The organism is Edwardsiella tarda ATCC 15947 = NBRC 105688, assembly GCF_003113495.2.
Lineage (GTDB): Bacteria > Pseudomonadota > Gammaproteobacteria > Enterobacterales > Enterobacteriaceae > Edwardsiella > Edwardsiella tarda.
This window is the reverse complement of the sequence record NZ_CP084506.1, coordinates 124748-141924: the sequence shown is the minus strand read 5'-3', so window position 1 is coordinate 141924 and position 17177 is coordinate 124748. Positions and strand designations below refer to the sequence as shown.

Below are 17177 nucleotides of genomic sequence, written 5' to 3'. Positions count from 1 at the left end.
GCACGCCACCCACGACGCATCTCGTGGGTGACGGCGCACGTCACTGAGGTTAGAAATCGGCATAGGGGCGAAGTGGCTGCGGTGGCAGATCCATATCACCCTGCCATCCCTGAACCGAGTAGCGCACATAAATTAGGGCATGGCTCGGGGTATAATCTTTGGCCTGTTGAATATCGACCCCCGCCCCCACAAACCAATGGCTCGTCAGACGCCGCTCCACGATAGCGCGTAGCGTATAACCGAAGCCGTTGCTGCTACTGCCGGGATCGCTAACATCATAATCGGGCACTCGGCTACTCTCGATCAAATTCTGCAACGGATAACGCCGCTGATCCGCGGTGCGCGCATAGGACCAGGAGACGGATCCACCCAACTCCCACGACCAGTTCTCCGTACGCTGGCGATAATTCAGCGGAATGGCAAACGAGAGATACTGCTGCGGGCTGTAGTACCCCCCCTGTCCTAAGGTGTAGCCACTCAGATCTTTATCGTAGTGCCAGAGCATATTGCTCAGCCCAACGCTAACACGACGATGATCTTCGTTGATGAGCTTATAATAGTAGCCCCCCATCCAGCGCACGCTGCTATTACTCTCGACATTTTTTCCCGTCAAGTAATCGGCACTCAACGCCCCCCACAACCCCGATGGGCCACCACGATCATAGCTGGCGTTCAACGTCACGCCATTGCGTCGCACCCCGCCCCATTCCGTACCGCTAGCGGGATCACGCTGACCTCCCAACGCCAGCAATGAACTGGACAGTGGACGCCGATGAGCCTCCAGCGTCCAGCCAATATTCCGCCAGTCGCCGTTGTAAGCGATTCCGCCCACCCAATCCACCACACGCATCCCGATGGGAGTGGTGCCCAAATCCATCTGCCAGTCCGCATTTTGCCAGCCGATGGCCAGGCTAGCGCCGGTGCTGCGTTGCCGCTCGCCGGGTGGGCAACCATTCACGTAACAGCTACCGAATTTATCCTGGTAGGCTCCGCCCGACAGGCGCCCCTCATCCATATCGACCAGATCACTACGGGCAAACAGTCGACCGTCATAAAGCGGCATGTCGGCCTGTAGCATCGTCGTATGCGCCTTCAGATCGGAATAGCCGCCGCTACCACTCGATCCCCAGTAATCATGCTCCAGGGTGAAACGGACCTCCTGCTGCCGATAGAGATCGGCGCTATCGGATCGAATACTGCGTTTAAGCCAATCATCTTGGCTATCGATACGCGTAAGACGCGTAAAACCCTCGTTATCTTGGGCGGCAACTTCGCCGATCGCCGCCACGCCCATCGCCGCGCGCAGATCGTCCTGCGCCCGAGGGGTCTGCCCCAACTGGCGCGCCAGACGCGCATCATCGCGCAACAGCAAAGCACCATTCATTCCCGGCGTGCGTCGCGCCTCGGACAACAACGGATCGAAGAGACGCTGCGCCTGTGCCGGATCGCCACTGGCAGCCCAGGCGTTGGCGAGACGCCGTTGCGTGCCGAGATCGACCGGTACACGCGGTGGTGGCTCGTTTTGCAAGGCGGCTCGAGCCGCCGGATAGTCCCCCTGTGCCACGCGTGTCTCTATCATCCCGAGACGCGCATCGGCATTCTGCGGATCTCGGGCCAGCACCTGCTGATAACCTTGTAAGGCGGTGTGATAGTCATCGCGCGCCAGGGCCCAATCGGCCAAGGTCAGATCGATGGCCGGAGAGGAGGGTTGGCGTTGTAAGTAAGCGATCGCTTGCGTCTCATCGCCCGCATCGCGTAGCTGGTTGGCATGCGCCAAGATACGGTTTGCCTGCAAACGTAGCGCCAAGGCCTGCATCCCGTCGCTCCACTGGTCGCGCGGCAACTGCCGTAACACCGCCTCCGCCTGCTGGGTCTGATCGCGTGATGAAAGGTAGAGGGCATGCGCATAGATTTGATCGCGATCGTGCGGGAAACGCTGTGCCATCCGCTGCATCAAGGCATCGCCACGTAGCGGTTGTCCCGCGCTGACCAGCGTACCGGCCAAGCGATAATTCAGCCAAACATCATCCGGCGTCAGCTGTTGTGCCGCCGTCAGGCGCTCAAGTGCGGGTCCCCACGCCTGGCGCACCGCCAAAACAGCGGCCTGCTGTTGCAATGCATCACTCTGCAACGACTGATAGTTGGCCTTGAGGGCGCGGCGTTGCGCGCTAGGTAACTGTTGCAAATACATCAACGCCTTATCGGGCGACTGCTGTTGGTAAACGCCCACTAACTTACGTAAGGCGCTGCCGTTGTTGCTATCGAACTGTAATGCTCGCTGATACGTCCGCTCGGCGCTGGCCAGATCACCCTGTGCCGCGGCCACATCGCCCAGACCGATCAGGGCATAGGCCTCCTGACCGTCCAAGGCCTGTGCCTGGCGGTACTTCTGGCGCGCCTCATCATAACGTCGCGCCGCTAACGCCTCATCGCCCTGCTTAACGAGCAGCCAATAACGATTGGTCTTCAATAGGCTGTGCCACTTCCCCTGTTGATCGCTATCCGGTGCGGCGGCGATGGCGCGTTCGAAGAGTGTGATCGCCTGTTGGCGCTCCCCGCGTTGCGAATATGCTTCCGCCAATGCCCCCAAGGCGGCCCCATTATTATTCACCGCCTGAGCGGGGGGCTCGGGCTGAGTGGCGGCGTTCAGCGAGGTTTCACCCACTGCGGCAGGGAGCGATTGGGTACCCGCCTGAGCGGGGATGGACTGAGTGGCGGCATTCGGCGAGGCTTCACCCGCTGCGGTAGGGGCCGATTCAGCGCCCGGTTGAGTCGCCGCCAGCTGTGCCTGGAGCAATGTCTCGGCATCGGCCACCGCCTGCGGCACCCCTTGGAAGCGTTGAATATAACGGCGTAACGCCGCAACACGCTCACTCCCCGGCGGCATGCGCTGAATCTGTGCCAACCCGATCGCGGCGGCGCGAGGACGCGTCGCCTCATTCTCCGCCATGCGCATCAACAGCGCGTCGGCCTCTTGCTGCTGCCCCTGCGATAGCAGCAGCTTCACTAAAGTCTCTGCGACCGCGACATCGTAAGGATAACGCTGATTTAACGCCTGGAGTGCCGCGATCGCGCGTGGCGTCTGCCCCGTAAGACGAGCGACGGTTCGCCAATATTCTGCGGCCAGATCCAAGGGCGGCGGCGCCCCCTGCCATAGGGCATCATAGGCCGCCACGGCCGCCGTATACTGGCCAGCCGTGGCCAACAGGCGCGCCTGCTGTAACGCCTGGCGCCCCTGCGGCGTGTTCAACGCCAGCAACATCCGCGCACGCTGACAGACCACCGCCTGGTTAGCCGGCAGACAGAGCTGGTCGGCCAACTGCCCGGCCCCCTGGGTGTTACCTTGACGCAGCAACAAACGCATGCGCGCCATGATGACCTCAGGATCGTTCGGGGCGATCATCATCAGCCGATCGAGTGACTGCATCACCAGATCATAACGCTGCTCAGCCTCGCCAATACGCACCTGCTCCAACAGCCAGTCGGTCGCATTCACCTCGCCGGCACTCAGCGGACCACTCAACGCTAGCGCAACCGGCAGCGCACTCAGACTCAGTGGGAAACGACGCATGTGGCACCCCAATTTGGCACCAGTTCACCCTGTAGGTTAAAACGGAAACGCTGCTGATCCCAGCCGAGACCAAACAACATCAGGACTGAACTGTAGTAGTTATCCTTACCTGGCGGGTTAGTCAGTACCCGCTGACGTAGCGTCGCCAGCAAAGGACTCTCACTCGCCGCTAAAAATGGCAACATGGCGGCGGAGAAACCGACGTTACCTTCACCTTGTGGCACGCCATCGAGAACGCCCACCTTTTCTGGGATATACCCCAACTGCTCACTCAATTGTGCCATCGGCTGCCAATGCTTGATCAGCGTGCGCTTCGCCGGCGCCCCCTCGGCCAGCATGCCAGCCCAGAGATAGGCGCGAATCGCGTCATAGCCGCTGATATAGGCGCGCCCCGGCGTCGCTAACCAGCCCTTATTACGCTGCCAATTGGTCCAATCCGGCACGATGCCGCGCGGTGAAGTCACCTGCAGCATACGCAGCGCACTGTACTGCAAACGGTTCCAGGGACCATGTAATGGCGCGAGGCGGGCCAGGATCTGCGGGGGCAGATAACTGGGGTTGATGGTCCACAAGGCGCCACGTCGGAAGCCATAGCGTCCCGGTAACAGCATCATGCCGAAACCGGGCAAGGCAACCACCTCTTCGCGGGCGATGCGGGCCAGCAAGGCGATCCCCAGCCGCTGATAGTGCTCCTCCTGCCATAGCCGTCCCGCCTCCAACAACGTGTAAGCGATCCACAAATCGGCATCCGACGCGGAGTTATTGTCCAATACCCGCCATTGGCCATCGTCGTGCCGTCCCCAGAGCCAAGCCGGAAGGCGCTGTTTTAGGCTTCCTTGCGCCAGATTGTCCTGGGTCCAGGCCAGTAACCGAGCGAACAGCGCCCTATCGTTATTCACTAGCGCGAAGAATAAGGCGTAGCTTTGTCCCTCCGAGGTGGTGACCTGGCGCGGCGTACTGGGATCGATCACCCGCCCGTCGGGCGTGATGTAATCCTGGCGAAACTGCATCCAGGCCGGCCATTCACAGGCCGCCCCCAGGACACCGCCGGCGCTAGCGCCCAGCAAGACCACGGCCATCAAGGCTCGGCAGACATATTCCCTCATGCATTTATCTCCTCTCGTCGGACTCCAGACGGCGGCGACGCAGCCAGCTCGGCACACGCCACAGCACCAGGCTCACCAATACGATCGCCAGCAATGCCAATGCGGCTAAAATGTATGGGTGTGAGGAGAAGGTATACCACAGCCGTTCCCACCACGGCAGATGACCGACATAGTAAATATCACCGACTCGTAGACTATTGACACCGGAGCTACGCACGATAGCGACCGACCCATACATGGCGGCGGTTTTCCCCTTATCGATCAACGCCTCATTGAGTAGTGTATAGCCCGCTTGATCATCCGCCAGCAACGCGACCACGCTGCGCTGCGCACTGAACGGCGATTCGAAGCCGACGATCACCGCCAGAGGCGCCTGGGCGCTGAATGTCGTTTTCGCGGCCGGACGTTGGGCATCGGGATCGGGAATGGTGTTATCCGGCGCCGTATTACTCATCGGACTCATCAGCCAGCTCTGGGTTGCATCGACCAACATCGCCACCCGATCGGCATCACGCAGTGTCGACGGAATCCGCCCGATCACCAAGATGTCGCGATCCTGCGCACGTGCCTGAGCAACATCGTCGCTCAAGGTGACCGCTAATGCCGGGTAACCGGTCTGAGCGCCGATGTTTCCCAGGGTCGCCAGCAGCGTGCTCACCTGAATCGGCGAGGGCTTCGAAGCCACGACCACCAGGGTCTGCGACAGATCGGCCAGGCGGCTAAAGGGGAAGCCGGCGTTGGCAAAACTGCGCAGATTCGGCATGGCGATGAAATGGCGGAAACCCGACAGATCGAGAGTAGAACTTTTTTCGATGGCCGCCGTATTCGGCAGCGGCTGATAAGAGACGCACTCGCCGCTCGCCGGCGTCAGATAGGGCACCACATAATCGAAGTCGAAGCGCAGATTGTTTTCAATCCCTAACTTCACCGCCGGAATGGTGACCTGGTCCAGTTTATCGATCAGTCCCTGAATCAGCGGGATATGCAACACCGCCTGCCCCTCGTTCTCCGTCGGCACCAAAGGGAATGCCTGTACGAACTGACGATTGATGCTAACCGCCATCCGCGAGCCATCCTTAAACGGTGGCTGGGTATAGCGATACTTGAGGTTCATATCCACGTAGGCGTTGCGATGCAAAAAGAGATCGGGCGGCAGGTTCAGCGTCAACGAGATCGGCGCGGGGCGGATGCCGACAGATTGCAATTGCTCGTCATAGTCTTGCAGCTCGCCGAAGGTCACCGGCCGATCGGTCGGCACCCAGTTAGGCGCATCGTAAGGCTGACGGGGCGCCAAGGTCTCGACCTGATCGATGGCGACGCGATCCCCTCGCAACATGGCATTACCCTGAGCAAGGCCACGCACCGCCGTCATCAGATCGTTATCGTCGCGCCCCAGGATCAGTAACAGCTTAATATAGGGATTATTCGGATGAGACATCATCGCGACCGTTGGCCCCTTCACCGCCGGGTAGTCACGCAAGAAGTCGGGACGAGACGTGTTGGTGGCGAACACGACCCCATGGCGATCCGGCAACTGGTTATACAGCACCGGGAAACGCTGGCCACGCCACTGCGCCTGGACGCCAAACCAGGAAGCTAACACCGCGGCGGCCTGCTGCTGTGCCAAGTCCGGCTGAGCCGCAAACACCACCGGCAGGGTCAGCGCCGCCTTACTGAAGCGATCAAAGAAGGGACGCGGGAATAGCGCCAGATCATTCTGTACCGCCAACGCCTGCGTCTCTAAGGTCAGGCTACTGTTCTTACCGATGGCCAGCCATAGCGTCGGATGCCACTCATTTTCACACATCCGATACGGCTGATAACGGCCGACAAACTCCAGTCGGATGCGGTTAAAATCGGTAATATAGTGGGCATCGATGGGGATCTGGAGTTGATTTGCATGCCCCAACTGCGCCTTTTCCACGGTCACCACACCGATCAAATCATCGTTCAAGAATAGTTTTACCTGGGAGATCAACGGGACCAGTGAAGGCGACGGGGTAAACTCCAGGTTAAGGATGGCGCGCGTCACCAGCTGGTCACGTGCGACGCCGAACTCCATATAGGCGTTGGGATTGTCGACGCGCAACACCGTCGGTCCCGAGGATAGCTGTGTCAGATCCAGCGTCTGGGTCGCTCGTGGCGCCGACATATCCGTTGACGCCACGACAGGGGCCGCTGGCGACACCGCGTCCGTCGTCATACGCTCGGCGGCCAAGGGGGGCGGCGTCACCGATATCGGTGTGCTATCCGTCGCCGTGCTCTCCGTAGTCAGGGGCGACGGAGATTCAGCCTGCGCCAGCATACTCACACCTAACACCGTAGCAGCCCACAATAGGGGAAGGCTCTTCATCATGGGTATCTCCGTAACTCCATTAGTTAATACCTACTCACGCCGTGTCGACCGTCGATACTAGGCGTTCGGCTGACGCGCGACCGGGCGTGGCAGAAAAGAGAGCAGCCAAGCGCTCAGACGAACTACCGCCACGATCGGTGTACTCCACGGGGCCGGCGCATACTCCGCAAGATTGCGATAACCCCGGCCGACCAAACGCAAAATAGTGACAAATCCACCGCCTAAGTGATCCTCCGGGATCGCCTGTTGCCACAGCGCCCAGGTATCGGCGCGGGCGAAGGTACACTGCACAAAAGCGATATGTTGCGCGACGCTTAATCCCTCTAAGCGCAACCCGGCACGACGACCAAACACACGCGTCACGGTGATGGGGAAGACGAAACTCTCCGTTCCCTTCTGTAACAACAAGGAAATGGGCTCACCTTCCTGTAAGACTAGACGATCATCGGCAAGCTCCACACCGACACCGCCATCGGAATAGTCACGCAGCGTGCAGGGATAGAGGTGCCCATCATGGCGCATCAACACGGCAGGCATCGCCATTTCGACGCGATGCGCCTGGCGCAGTTGCCGCACTTCAACCGCCACGGCGGCGGCGCCCCCGAGAATAATCAGGTTATACATCACCCATGCGACGGTCAGCAGCACGGTAAACAGCTCATTCTCTGGCCCAAATAGCAGGCGCCAAGCACCGAACAGCAACCCCAACACATTCAGCAGGACCAGGATGAGATAGGGCGAGGAAATCACCCAATCCATATGATTCTGCGCCACCAGCCCCCCCTTCTGGGTGACATTAAAGCGGCCTTTACGCGGATTGATTAACGCGACTAAGGTCGGCCGGGCGATATACCAGGCCAGCACCGTCTCATAAATCTCATTCCAGTAAGAGTGGCGATAGCGTCCCTGTAGGCGGACTCGCGCGAGGCTGGAGTGGTACATATGCGGGAGGACGTATAGGATGATCGCCAGCGCTGGCGCGAAGATGACATAGGTATGGAACAACAAGAATGCCAATGGCGCGAGCAAGAAGATCAAGCGTGGGATCCCGGAGAGAAAGTGCAACATGGCGTTGGCGTAGCACAGGCGCTGCCCCATACTCAATCCGCGCCCCAAGAAGGGATTATCGAGGCGAAAGATCTGTGTCATACCGCGTGCCCAACGCATACGTTGGCCAATGTGGGCTGACAGGCTCTCTGTTGCCAAGCCCGCGGCCAAGGGAATGCGAATGTAGGCCGATGACCACCCCTGACGATGCAAGCGCAGCGAAGTATGCGCATCCTCGGTGACGGTTTCGACGGCGATGCCGCCGATCTCATCCAGTGCGCAACGGCGTAATACGGTACAAGAGCCACAAAAGAAGGCGGCGTTCCACATGTCGTTGCCATTCTGCAACAAACCATAGAACAGTTGCCCTTCGTTCGGCGTCCGCCGGAAATTCCCGAGATTGCGCTCGAAAGGGTCGGGGGAAAAGAAATGGTGCGGCGTCTGCAAAATGGCCAGTCGCTTCTCACGCAGGAACCAGCCCATGGTCAATTGTAGGAAGGTACGAGTCGGTACATGGTCACAGTCAAACACCGCGACAAACTCCCCCGTGATCCGCTTCAGCGCATAATTTAAGTTCCCCGCCTTGGCATGTTCATGCGTCGGGCGGGCGATGTAGTGGATCCCCACCTCCTGGGCAAAATGGCGGAAACTCTCACGATTCCCATCATCCAACAGATAAATATTGATGCGATCCCGCGGCCAGTCGATACCCAGGGCGGCATAGATGGTCGGTTTGACGACGCGTAAATCCTCGTTATAGGTAGGAACGAGGATGTCGACCGTCGGCCACTGCGTCACATCTTTCGGCAAAGCCACCGGTGGCCGATTCAGCGGCCAGATCGATTGGAAATAGCCCAACACCAGCACGACCCAGGCATAGCTCTCGGCCGCCAGCAACAGGAGCCCACAGATCAGGCTGAAGGGATCATCCCAATTCAAGGTAGTGGTATAGCGCCACCAGATGTAGCGGCAGGAGACGGTGATCGATAACAATACCAGCAGCAGCGTCGTAAACCGGCCGGGAATGTGGCGGATCACCATGGCGCATCCCCACAGTAACAGCACGAAGATGGCTTGCGACACGAGATCAAAAGGCTGCGAGATACATAACAGCGCCAGCGCCGAGGCGAGCAAAATCACGACCGCAAGGATGATGCGACGCAACCCGGAAGGGAGTGCCGACAATAGGGAGACGTCATCCTCACTGTGCGGTGCCAGGCGGGATGGTAAGGCCGCCAGCCATTGCAGCATACGCCGATAGCCACACCCTACCCATCCCAGCAGGGTCATCGACGCCGGACGACCGATGGATACCAGCCAAAGACCTTGTAGCAGGTAACGTAACGGATCGAGCAAGCGTGGCCGTAACGGATCAATATGCGGAAACCAACGCGCACGCTGCTGGCGTACCGCTTGCCAAGCCGGTGACTCCAGGCAGAGGATCGCCCAGGCCAACGCCACCCAACAGCAGCCCACCCCCGCCGAGAACGACGACGCGCCATGCTCACGGTAAGCGCGATAGCGATGAATCCATGCTCGCCGGGCATCCGCCGCCAATAGCACATCCAGCACGTGCATCATGGCGTCGTCCCTCCCGGATCCTGATTTGGCTCCGCTCGCGCCTGCAATAGACACCACGCCGCCAGACTCGTGATCTCCTGAGCCACCAGCGAATGGGGGGCGAACTCGCCCACCGGCTGCTTACTGGCCGCGGCCTCGGCCATCGCCTCATCACGATGCAGTACCAACGGAATCAGCGCCGGAAGCGTTTGCTGCCAGAGTAAGTAAATGTCCTCCTGCAACACGCTACTGGGTAATAGCTGGGTAATCAGCAGATGGGCATCGCGGGGGAGCGCCTGGCGATGTAAGCGCATATGACAGTTCGCCTCGGCAAGCGCCAGCACGATCAAGAGTTCGCTCCAGGCCGTCATCTGACGCGTTAATGCATGCTCACCACTCCCGATGTCCAACACGATCCAGTCATAAGCATCACGTAATAGCGTGAAGGCAGACAACCCCTCGGAATGGTGAAGGCTTGCCGCTAGCCTAGGCAAGTGATCGGCCGCGACGGCGCCGAAGGGAAGAAAATCGAGCCCTTGCGCATAACGCCACGCCGTCTCTTGCCAGGCTCCGCCCGCCAAACATGCGCTGGCCCACCCCCCGCGCTCAGAGAGGGGTAAATTAAAATGCATCGCCAATTGATCGTCAGGAGTGGCATCCACCACCAGGACTCGCTTCCCCAATCGATGAAGCGCCCACCCCAGCGCCGCAGCGGTACTGGTCGTACCGACTCCGCCATGTAACCCCTGTAGCGCCACGATCGTCATAGCGGTCAATCCCTTTGTTGAGTCTGATTACGGCACTCGGCCAACAGTGGCCAGCGTTCAAATACTCTATTTATGTGCTCCATTCGCACAACATTGACATACTCAATCTTCATCGCACCGTATATCTTATACAGCGCAGACAGATCTTCCGACGCCAATGGATCGCTATCCAAGCGAGAGTTTGTTTGTTCATGCATTCTGCTAACCAGAAAAATTCAGCTATGGTTTAAATGAGTATAGCAAGGTAAAAAAAGGACGCGGCCAGAATGCAAAACAGAATTTATAAGCATGTTTATTATTTAATATTTTAATTAGACGAGATATTTCTCTGATATTAGAGATGGACTAACCCTTTACTCACGCAAAGTCGATACGCCATGGCACAATCATTTACTCTCGGCATCTCGCAACTGTGGGACGAGCTACAAGTTGGGCAGCTACATGGCCTCTACTGGTTAGGGTGCGATCGGACGCAAGATGTGCTCAGCCTATGCCGCCAAACGATCCAGGCGCAGCAAACGGTCGCTCGCGTTACCCTCATCGATGTTGGGGGTGAGGCCGCGTCGATACTGGAAGAGGGCTATCAACAAGGGCCCGAATCATTAGCGATTTATCGCCTGGCGCCGACACCGTCAGCATTGATGGCATTCCCTAATGAGTTGAGCCGCCTCCTCAATCAACGCCCCCATCTGCTATTGCTCTTGCTCCCCGCTGCGGCATTAGTGCATCAGCCGGCAAATTGGCTCGCAGAGTGGCTCCAGCGTATTAGCGACGTATTACAGCGACACAACGCGACGCTATTCATTTTTAACCACGGTATGGGAACTGATTCATTACGCAATCAATTAATTCCCTTAAATCGGCAACTTTACGGATTAGTCAGTCTACGCTGGCAATTAGATTGCTGGCGCTATGATGTCGCCTTCTGGAGTAATACATCCGGCGTTTCCGCTCAGCAGAATATCGAACTGATCGCCACGCCACAGGGCTGGGAGGTTGCTAACAATGCGACGATCACGCTACAGCCTCATCAGGATGAACAGGAGTATCTTGCGCATAACGCCGCGCTAGAGGGTGCTCCCCCGTTCTCTGAACACTGGCATCTCTTCGCGTCGAATCAAGAGTTGTTTACCGCGGCCCTGACGGCGCAAGCGGCCACCCTGCTGTTTTCCCTGGCGCAAAATGATCAAATTGACGATTTGGCGCGCCAAATCCATACATTACGACGTCAACGGGGCAATGCGCTAAAAATCGTGGTGCGCGAGCTGACGACCAAGCAACGCAGCAGCGATGAGCGCCTGCTACTGGCCTGCGGCGCGAATACGGTCATTCCCTTGGGGGCAACCCTATCCAATACCTTAGTCATCATCGAAGGGTTACAGGGGCATACCTTTCCGCGTCACGTGCCCGCGAATATCACCACACTACTCAACTCGCTACGCCCCCTCAAGCTGCGTGGTTATCAGCCCTATTTACGTTTCTGCACATTGCTGCTCGATCTGCTCGATAATCCCCTGTTACCGCACAATGGGCGCGGGACCTTGGTCTCCTTGCAGCCCGTCTCCGGGATGGAGGCAGAGCAACTTCTCGCGCTCTGCCGCGTGCGGCGTGACGGAGATCTGATCACCCTTGACCAACAGCGTTTGGTACTGTTTCTCGCCTATTGTCGCCCCCATGAGCTGAAGACGGCCTTGCGATCTATTTTTCCCTTATCGATCGCCGAGCTGTTCAGTAGCTACCGCATCTGGCACCAAGATGGCGAACTGCTTCTGGAACTGACGCGCATGCGCGATCAAGCGCCCTCAGCGAGACCGGCGCTCGATACGCCGGCCCCCTCATTCTGCGAGGCGCCAGAACAACACCAGGGGCCCCAGCCACGACGCCTCCCCACACCGATTGTGTTGGGTCGCGTTTCAGCGGAGGTGACGCAATGATCACTATAACGGACATCCTGCAATTGATCGCCTTATGCGCACTGGTGATGCTACCCGCCGGGTTTCACTTACACCGGCGCTGCCCCCACCCGTTACGTTCACTACGGCAGAGACTCATGCCGACACGTTATCTTAAACCGGTTACGGTGCTACACCGCCGCCCTCTCTCAGCAACGGTAGATAAACATGGCAAAACACACTGAGCCGAAGAGTATGTTATCCGATCGGGGCTACCACTGGCGCGGGCTAGGCGGCTGGAATCTTTACTTCCTGCTCAAGCTGGCGCTGTTGTGGTACGGCTACCTTAACTTTCACCCTTTCGCCAACCTGGTGTTTCTGGCTTTCCTCCTGTTTCCTCTGCCATCGAGCCACCTACATCGTCTACGTAACTGGCTGGCATTACCCATTGGCCTGGCCCTGTTTTACTACGATACCTGGCTACCTGGGCTGAATAGCATCATTCATCAGCGGGCGATGTGGAGTCATTTCAGCGCACCTTATGTATTAGAACTCGCCCGACGATTCATCAACTGGAATATGATCGGCGCAGCACTGGTGATCGGCGTCGCCTATCTGTTTCTTGCCCAGTGGCTCCGCATCACCACCTTTACGATTGCGGCCCTGCTCTGGGTCAACCTCGGGGCGCTAGGCGTGCCGCAACTTAGCCTCTCTGCCGACGCGCGAGAGGCGCAATCCAGCGTAACGACACGCCAGGAAACGGCGAGCGTGAGCGCTGGCATGACCGTAGCAGAGAGCAGTACGGCAGACATTCCGCCCCAGAGTGCGCCGCCAAGCAATCAGAACCTTAACGACTGGTTGAATCGCTTTTACGCCAGCGAGCAACAGCGACAAACCCATTTTCCAACGGTGCTTCCGGCGGGATCTCAGCCGTTCGATCTGCTGATCCTGAATATCTGCTCGCTCTCCTGGAGTGACCTTCAGGCCGTCGGTTTACAGGATCACCCACTGTGGAAACGCATGGATATTCTGTTCAGTAACTTCAACTCGGCCACCGCCTATAGCGGCCCGGCCGCTATCCGCATCATGCGTGCTAGCTGCGGCCAACCCTCGCATAAAGCGCTCTATAGTCCAGTCTCGACACAATGCGATCTGATGACAAACCTGGCTCGATTGGGATTCCGCCAAGAGCTCGCGCTGGATCATTCCGGGGTATTCGGTGACTATCTGCAACATCTGCGTCAATACGGCAACATACAAGCCCCTCTCAGCGCCAATACTGGTCTACCGAGCGAGCTAACCGCCTTCAATGGTGAACCTATCACCAACGATCTGGCGCTACTCCAACGCTGGTTGAGCAATACCGAGCAACAGGGTGATGTCCGTAGTGCCAGCTTTATTAACCTAATTCCCCTACACGACGGCAACCGTTTCCTCGGTAGCCACCAAGGTGCGGATTTCAAACCGCGTGCCCAAGACCTACTCGATCAACTGAATAGCTTCCTGACGGAGTTAGAGAAGTCGGGGCGTCGCGTGATGGTAATGATCGTTCCCGAGCATGGCGCCGCGGTGGTAGGAGACAAGATGCAGATGGCGGGGCTACGCGATATTCCCAGCCCGGCGATCACCCATGTACCGGTCGGGATCATCTTTAGCGGCATGAAAGCACCGGCGCCGACGGCCCCGGTTATCGTTAGCCAGCCCAGCAGCTATCTGGCCCTCTCCGAGCTGGTCGCCCGCACCCTCGACGGCAAGATCTTCAGCCAACCCAGCGTAGACTGGCAGGCATTGGTGCAACATCTTCCGCAAAGTGCCGTCGTGTCGGAGAATGACAACGCCATCGTCATGATGTATCAAGGTAAACCTTACGTCCGCCTCAACGGCGGCGACTGGGTGCCTTACCCGCAATGACAGCGTGCGTCATCATAAAAAAAGCGCCTATCGGCGCTTTTTTTATTCGGCGACTGACTGGGAGGGAGCCGCCTCCTGCTCCACAGCGAAACAGGCGATCCGTTGCCCATCGTAGTCACGCAGTTGGGGTTGCAGCTGACGACACATGTCGAAAGCACAACGGCAGCGGGCATTGAAGGCGCAGCCAGGCGGGGGATTCAATGGGCTGGGCAGTTCGCCGCTCAACTTGATACGCTGCCGGCGTGCCTGCGGATTGAGGCGGGGCGTCGCCGATAACAGCGCCTGGGTATAAGGATGGCGCGGATTAGCGAAGACCTGCGCCTTGCTTCCCTTCTCGACACAGCGCCCCAGGTACATCACCATCACCTCGTCGGCGATATGTTCCACCACCGACAGATCGTGCGAGATGAAGACATAGGAGAGCCCCAGCTCCTGCTGCAGATCCATCATCAGGTTCAGAACCTGAGCCCGTACCGAGACATCAAGCGCCGATACCGGCTCATCGGCGATCATCACATCGGGATTGAGCATCAAGCCACGCGCAATGGCGATACGCTGGCGCTGGCCGCCGGAGAACATATGTGGATAGCGATCGTAATGCTCCGTCTTCAAGCCGACCCGCGCCATCATCGCCAACGCCCGTTCGCGGCGCTCCGCCGCAGAGAGCGTCGTGTTGATCACCAGCGGCTCCTCCAGGAGCGCGCCGATCTTCTTGCGCGGATTGAGTGAAGCATAGGGATTCTGAAATACGATCTGAATTTTCTGGCGCCGCAACTTCTGCGCCGCCGGATCGCGCTGGAGCAGATCTTGTCCCTGGTAATAGAGTTCACCGGCGCTCGGGGTCTCGATCATGGTCAGCAAGCGGCCCAACGTTGACTTACCGCAGCCAGATTCACCGACCACCGCCAACGTCTTACCTCGTTCCAGGCTAAACGAGACGCCATCCAAGGCCTTCACCAAGCGCTGCGGGGTAAAGAGTCCCCCCTTCACCGGGTAGTGTTTCTTTAGATCTACCGCTTGCAGCAACGGTAGCTGTTGTCTGGTTTCACTCATGCGGTCGGCCTCCCGGCATCGTCCAGTGGAGTATGACATTTCACCTCGCGCCCATTCAGGCTACGCAGCGCCGGTTCTTCTTGACGGCAGCGCTCCGTGGCATAGGGACATCGCGGATTCAATAGGCAGCCTGTCGGACGATCATACTTACCCGGCACCACCCCCGGCAGCGACACGAGGCGCTCGCCATCGACGGCAAACTCGGGCAGCGCCCGCAGCAACGCCTGGGTATAGGGGTGGCGCGGAGTATGGAAAATCTCGCCAGCCAATCCGGCCTCGACCACCTGGCCGGCATACATCACGATAATCTTATGTGCCGCCTCAGCCACCAGCGCCAAGTCGTGGGTGATCAGTACCAACGCCATATTTTCCCGCTGTTGTAGCGCCAGCAGCAGCTCGATGATCTGCGCCTGAATGGTGACATCCAGCGCGGTAGTCGGCTCGTCGGCAATCAACAGCTTCGGCCGACAGGCGATCGCCATGGCGATCATCACCCGCTGGCTCATACCGCCAGACAGCTGATGCGGGTAGACATCCAAGCGTGAAGCGGGATCGGGAATACCGACTTGGGTGAGCAGGTCAATCGCGCGCTGGCGTCGGGTACGGCGATTACCGCCCTGATGTACCTTCAAGGCCTCCATGATCTGATAGCCCACCGTATAACAGGGATTTAGGCTGGTCATCGGATCCTGGAAGATCATTGCCACTTCGGCGCCCACCAGTTGGCGCCGCTCGCGCTCGGAGAGACGCTGCAGATCGGCGCCATTAAAGTGCAACTGCTGCGCCATCACCCGACCGGGAAAATCGATCAACCCCATGATCGCCAGCGAACTAACGGACTTACCCGATCCCGATTCGCCGACGATACCGACGACCTCACCCTGCTCCACCTGATAGCTAATGCGGTCCACTGCGCGGAAAGGGGCGTTCGCGCCGCCAAAATGAACCGATAGCTGATTTACGTCTAATAATGCCATTGCTCTTTCCCTTACTGCTTCAGCTTCGGATCCAGCGCATCGCGCAGGCCGTCACCCATCAGGTTAAACGCCAATACCGTCAGCAGAATCGCCACCCCGGGGAAGGTCACCACCCACCAGGCACTCTGGGCGAACTGCAACACATCGGACAGCATGGTGCCCCACTCCGGCGTCGGTGGCTGCGCCCCCATTCCCAGGAAACCTAACGCCGCCATGTCGAGAATCGCGTTAGAAAAACCCAGCGAAGCCTGCACGATCAACGGCGCCAGACAGTTGGGTAGAATATTGATAAACATCTGGCGTAACGCACCGGCGCCGGCGACACCGGAGGCGGTGACATAGTCGCGATGCACCTCCGCCAGCACAGCGGCGCGCGTCAGGCGCACATAGTGTGGTAAGGCGACAAAGGTTAAGGCCAGCGAGGCGTTAACGATGGAGGGGCCGAAGATAGCCACCAGCACCAATGCCAACAGCAAGCTCGGCAGCGCCAGCATGATATCCACCACGCGCATGATCAACGCATCCACCCAGCCGCCGAAATAACCGGCCAGCAGTCCTAACACCACCCCTAACACCAGAGAGAGTGCCACCACCAAACAGCCTACCAACAGCGACAAACGGGCACCGTAGATCAGACGCGATAGCACATCACGCCCGACATCATCGGTACCGAGAATAAAACGCCAGCTTCCCCCCGCCTCCCAAACCGGCGGGCGTAATAGCGCATCACGGAACTGCTCCTGTGGCAGATGGGGAGCGATAAAATTGGCCCCCAGCGCCACCAGAACCACGATCACCACATAAATCAAACCCACGACAGCGCCCTTATTGCGACTGAAGTAGTGCCAGAATTCCTGGAGTGGCGTCAGCGGCTGCGGGGCGGCCAGTGGTGGCGTCGTCTGTGCCGCCGTCTCGGCCATCATTCGTTCAGACATCT

Annotated in this window: 12 protein-coding genes; 3 read left to right on the top strand and 9 right to left on the bottom strand. The window is 58.7% G+C overall.

Annotated features, from left to right (window positions below):
* Nucleotides 1–49: 49 nt before the first annotated feature.
* From bcsC to bcsR, 6 genes are read right to left on the bottom strand one after another with little or no spacing between them, the layout of a single operon-like run.
* Entirely contained in the window at nucleotides 50–3571 is a 3522-nt protein-coding gene (gene bcsC / locus DCL27_RS00750) for a cellulose synthase complex outer membrane protein BcsC (RefSeq protein ID WP_035599778.1), read from the bottom strand.
* The gene (gene bcsZ, locus DCL27_RS00745) at nucleotides 3553–4677 is read right to left on the bottom strand and encodes a cellulose synthase complex periplasmic endoglucanase BcsZ (protein WP_035599779.1); all 1125 of its coding nucleotides are present in this window, start codon (nucleotides 4675–4677) and stop codon (nucleotides 3553–3555) included. The genes bcsC and bcsZ overlap by 19 nt, the downstream gene beginning before the upstream one ends.
* 4 nt (nucleotides 4678–4681) lie before the next feature.
* Nucleotides 4682–7033, bottom strand: coding sequence for a cellulose biosynthesis cyclic di-GMP-binding regulatory protein BcsB (bcsB, locus tag DCL27_RS00740; protein ID WP_050979641.1), 2352 nt, complete (start codon nucleotides 7031–7033; stop codon nucleotides 4682–4684).
* A gap of 57 nt (nucleotides 7034–7090) precedes the next feature.
* A complete protein-coding gene (gene bcsA / locus DCL27_RS00735) occupies nucleotides 7091–9661 on the bottom strand; it encodes a UDP-forming cellulose synthase catalytic subunit (RefSeq protein ID WP_035599782.1) in 2571 nt (856 codons plus the stop codon).
* Entirely contained in the window at nucleotides 9658–10407 is a 750-nt protein-coding gene (bcsQ, locus tag DCL27_RS00730) for a cellulose biosynthesis protein BcsQ (RefSeq protein WP_035599786.1), read from the bottom strand. The genes bcsA and bcsQ overlap by 4 nt, the downstream gene beginning before the upstream one ends.
* A gap of 5 nt (nucleotides 10408–10412) precedes the next feature.
* Nucleotides 10413–10604, bottom strand: coding sequence for a cellulose biosynthesis protein BcsR (gene bcsR, locus DCL27_RS00725; RefSeq protein WP_005290809.1), 192 nt, complete (start codon nucleotides 10602–10604; stop codon nucleotides 10413–10415).
* Between the two features lie 180 nt (nucleotides 10605–10784).
* On the opposite strand from bcsR, the gene bcsE reads away from it, so the two are divergent.
* Genes bcsE through bcsG form a run of 3 tightly spaced genes read left to right on the top strand, consistent with a single transcriptional unit; the run spans nucleotide 10785 to nucleotide 14210 of the window.
* Nucleotides 10785–12341, top strand: a complete 1557-nt coding sequence (gene bcsE, locus DCL27_RS00720) for a cellulose biosynthesis protein BcsE (RefSeq protein WP_035599788.1) — start codon at nucleotides 10785–10787, stop codon at nucleotides 12339–12341.
* Nucleotides 12338–12544: a cellulose biosynthesis protein BcsF gene (gene bcsF / locus DCL27_RS00715; RefSeq protein ID WP_071526363.1), complete on the top strand. Its 207-nt coding sequence runs from the start codon at nucleotides 12338–12340 to the stop codon at nucleotides 12542–12544. The genes bcsE and bcsF overlap by 4 nt, the downstream gene beginning before the upstream one ends.
* Nucleotides 12528–14210 carry a cellulose biosynthesis protein BcsG gene (gene bcsG, locus DCL27_RS00710; protein WP_035599790.1) on the top strand — a complete coding sequence of 561 codons (1683 nt, stop codon included), beginning with the start codon at nucleotides 12528–12530 and terminating at the stop codon, nucleotides 14208–14210. Before bcsF ends, bcsG begins: the two co-directional genes overlap by 17 nt.
* A gap of 42 nt (nucleotides 14211–14252) precedes the next feature.
* Here the strand turns inward: bcsG and dppF are convergent, their stop codons facing one another.
* The 3 genes from dppF to dppC are packed head-to-tail and all read right to left on the bottom strand — an operon-like array spanning nucleotide 14253 to nucleotide 17175.
* The gene (dppF, locus tag DCL27_RS00705) at nucleotides 14253–15263 is read right to left on the bottom strand and encodes a dipeptide ABC transporter ATP-binding subunit DppF (RefSeq protein ID WP_035599792.1); all 1011 of its coding nucleotides are present in this window, start codon (nucleotides 15261–15263) and stop codon (nucleotides 14253–14255) included.
* Nucleotides 15260–16240: a dipeptide ABC transporter ATP-binding protein gene (gene dppD, locus DCL27_RS00700; protein ID WP_035599794.1), complete on the bottom strand. Its 981-nt coding sequence runs from the start codon at nucleotides 16238–16240 to the stop codon at nucleotides 15260–15262. Before dppD ends, dppF begins: the two co-directional genes overlap by 4 nt.
* An 11-nt stretch (nucleotides 16241–16251) precedes the next feature.
* Nucleotides 16252–17175: a dipeptide ABC transporter permease DppC gene (gene dppC, locus DCL27_RS00695; protein ID WP_005295572.1), complete on the bottom strand. Its 924-nt coding sequence runs from the start codon at nucleotides 17173–17175 to the stop codon at nucleotides 16252–16254.
* Between the last annotated feature and the right edge of the window lie 2 nt (nucleotides 17176–17177).

Excerpts from the sequence above, each read along its gene's own strand:
- bcsB (WP_050979641.1), bottom strand. The coding sequence starts at position 7,033 with ATGATGAAGAGCCTTCCCCTATTGTGGGCTGCTACGGTGTTAGGTGTG.
- bcsZ (WP_035599779.1), bottom strand. The coding sequence starts at position 4,677 with ATGAGGGAATATGTCTGCCGAGCCTTGATGGCCGTGGTCTTGCTGGGC.
- bcsG (WP_035599790.1), top strand. The coding sequence starts at position 12,528 with ATGGCAAAACACACTGAGCCGAAGAGTATGTTATCCGATCGGGGCTAC.
- bcsR (WP_005290809.1), bottom strand. The coding sequence starts at position 10,604 with ATGCATGAACAAACAAACTCTCGCTTGGATAGCGATCCATTGGCGTCG.
- bcsC (WP_035599778.1), bottom strand. The coding sequence starts at position 3,571 with ATGCGTCGTTTCCCACTGAGTCTGAGTGCGCTGCCGGTTGCGCTAGCG.
- bcsA (WP_035599782.1), bottom strand. The coding sequence starts at position 9,661 with ATGATGCACGTGCTGGATGTGCTATTGGCGGCGGATGCCCGGCGAGCA.
- bcsQ (WP_035599786.1), bottom strand. The coding sequence starts at position 10,407 with ATGACGATCGTGGCGCTACAGGGGTTACATGGCGGAGTCGGTACGACC.
- dppC (WP_005295572.1), bottom strand. The coding sequence starts at position 17,175 with ATGTCTGAACGAATGATGGCCGAGACGGCGGCACAGACGACGCCACCA.
- dppD (WP_035599794.1), bottom strand. The coding sequence starts at position 16,240 with ATGGCATTATTAGACGTAAATCAGCTATCGGTTCATTTTGGCGGCGCG.
- bcsE (WP_035599788.1), top strand. The coding sequence starts at position 10,785 with ATGGCACAATCATTTACTCTCGGCATCTCGCAACTGTGGGACGAGCTA.
- bcsF (WP_071526363.1), top strand. The coding sequence starts at position 12,338 with ATGATCACTATAACGGACATCCTGCAATTGATCGCCTTATGCGCACTG.
- dppF (WP_035599792.1), bottom strand. The coding sequence starts at position 15,263 with ATGAGTGAAACCAGACAACAGCTACCGTTGCTGCAAGCGGTAGATCTA.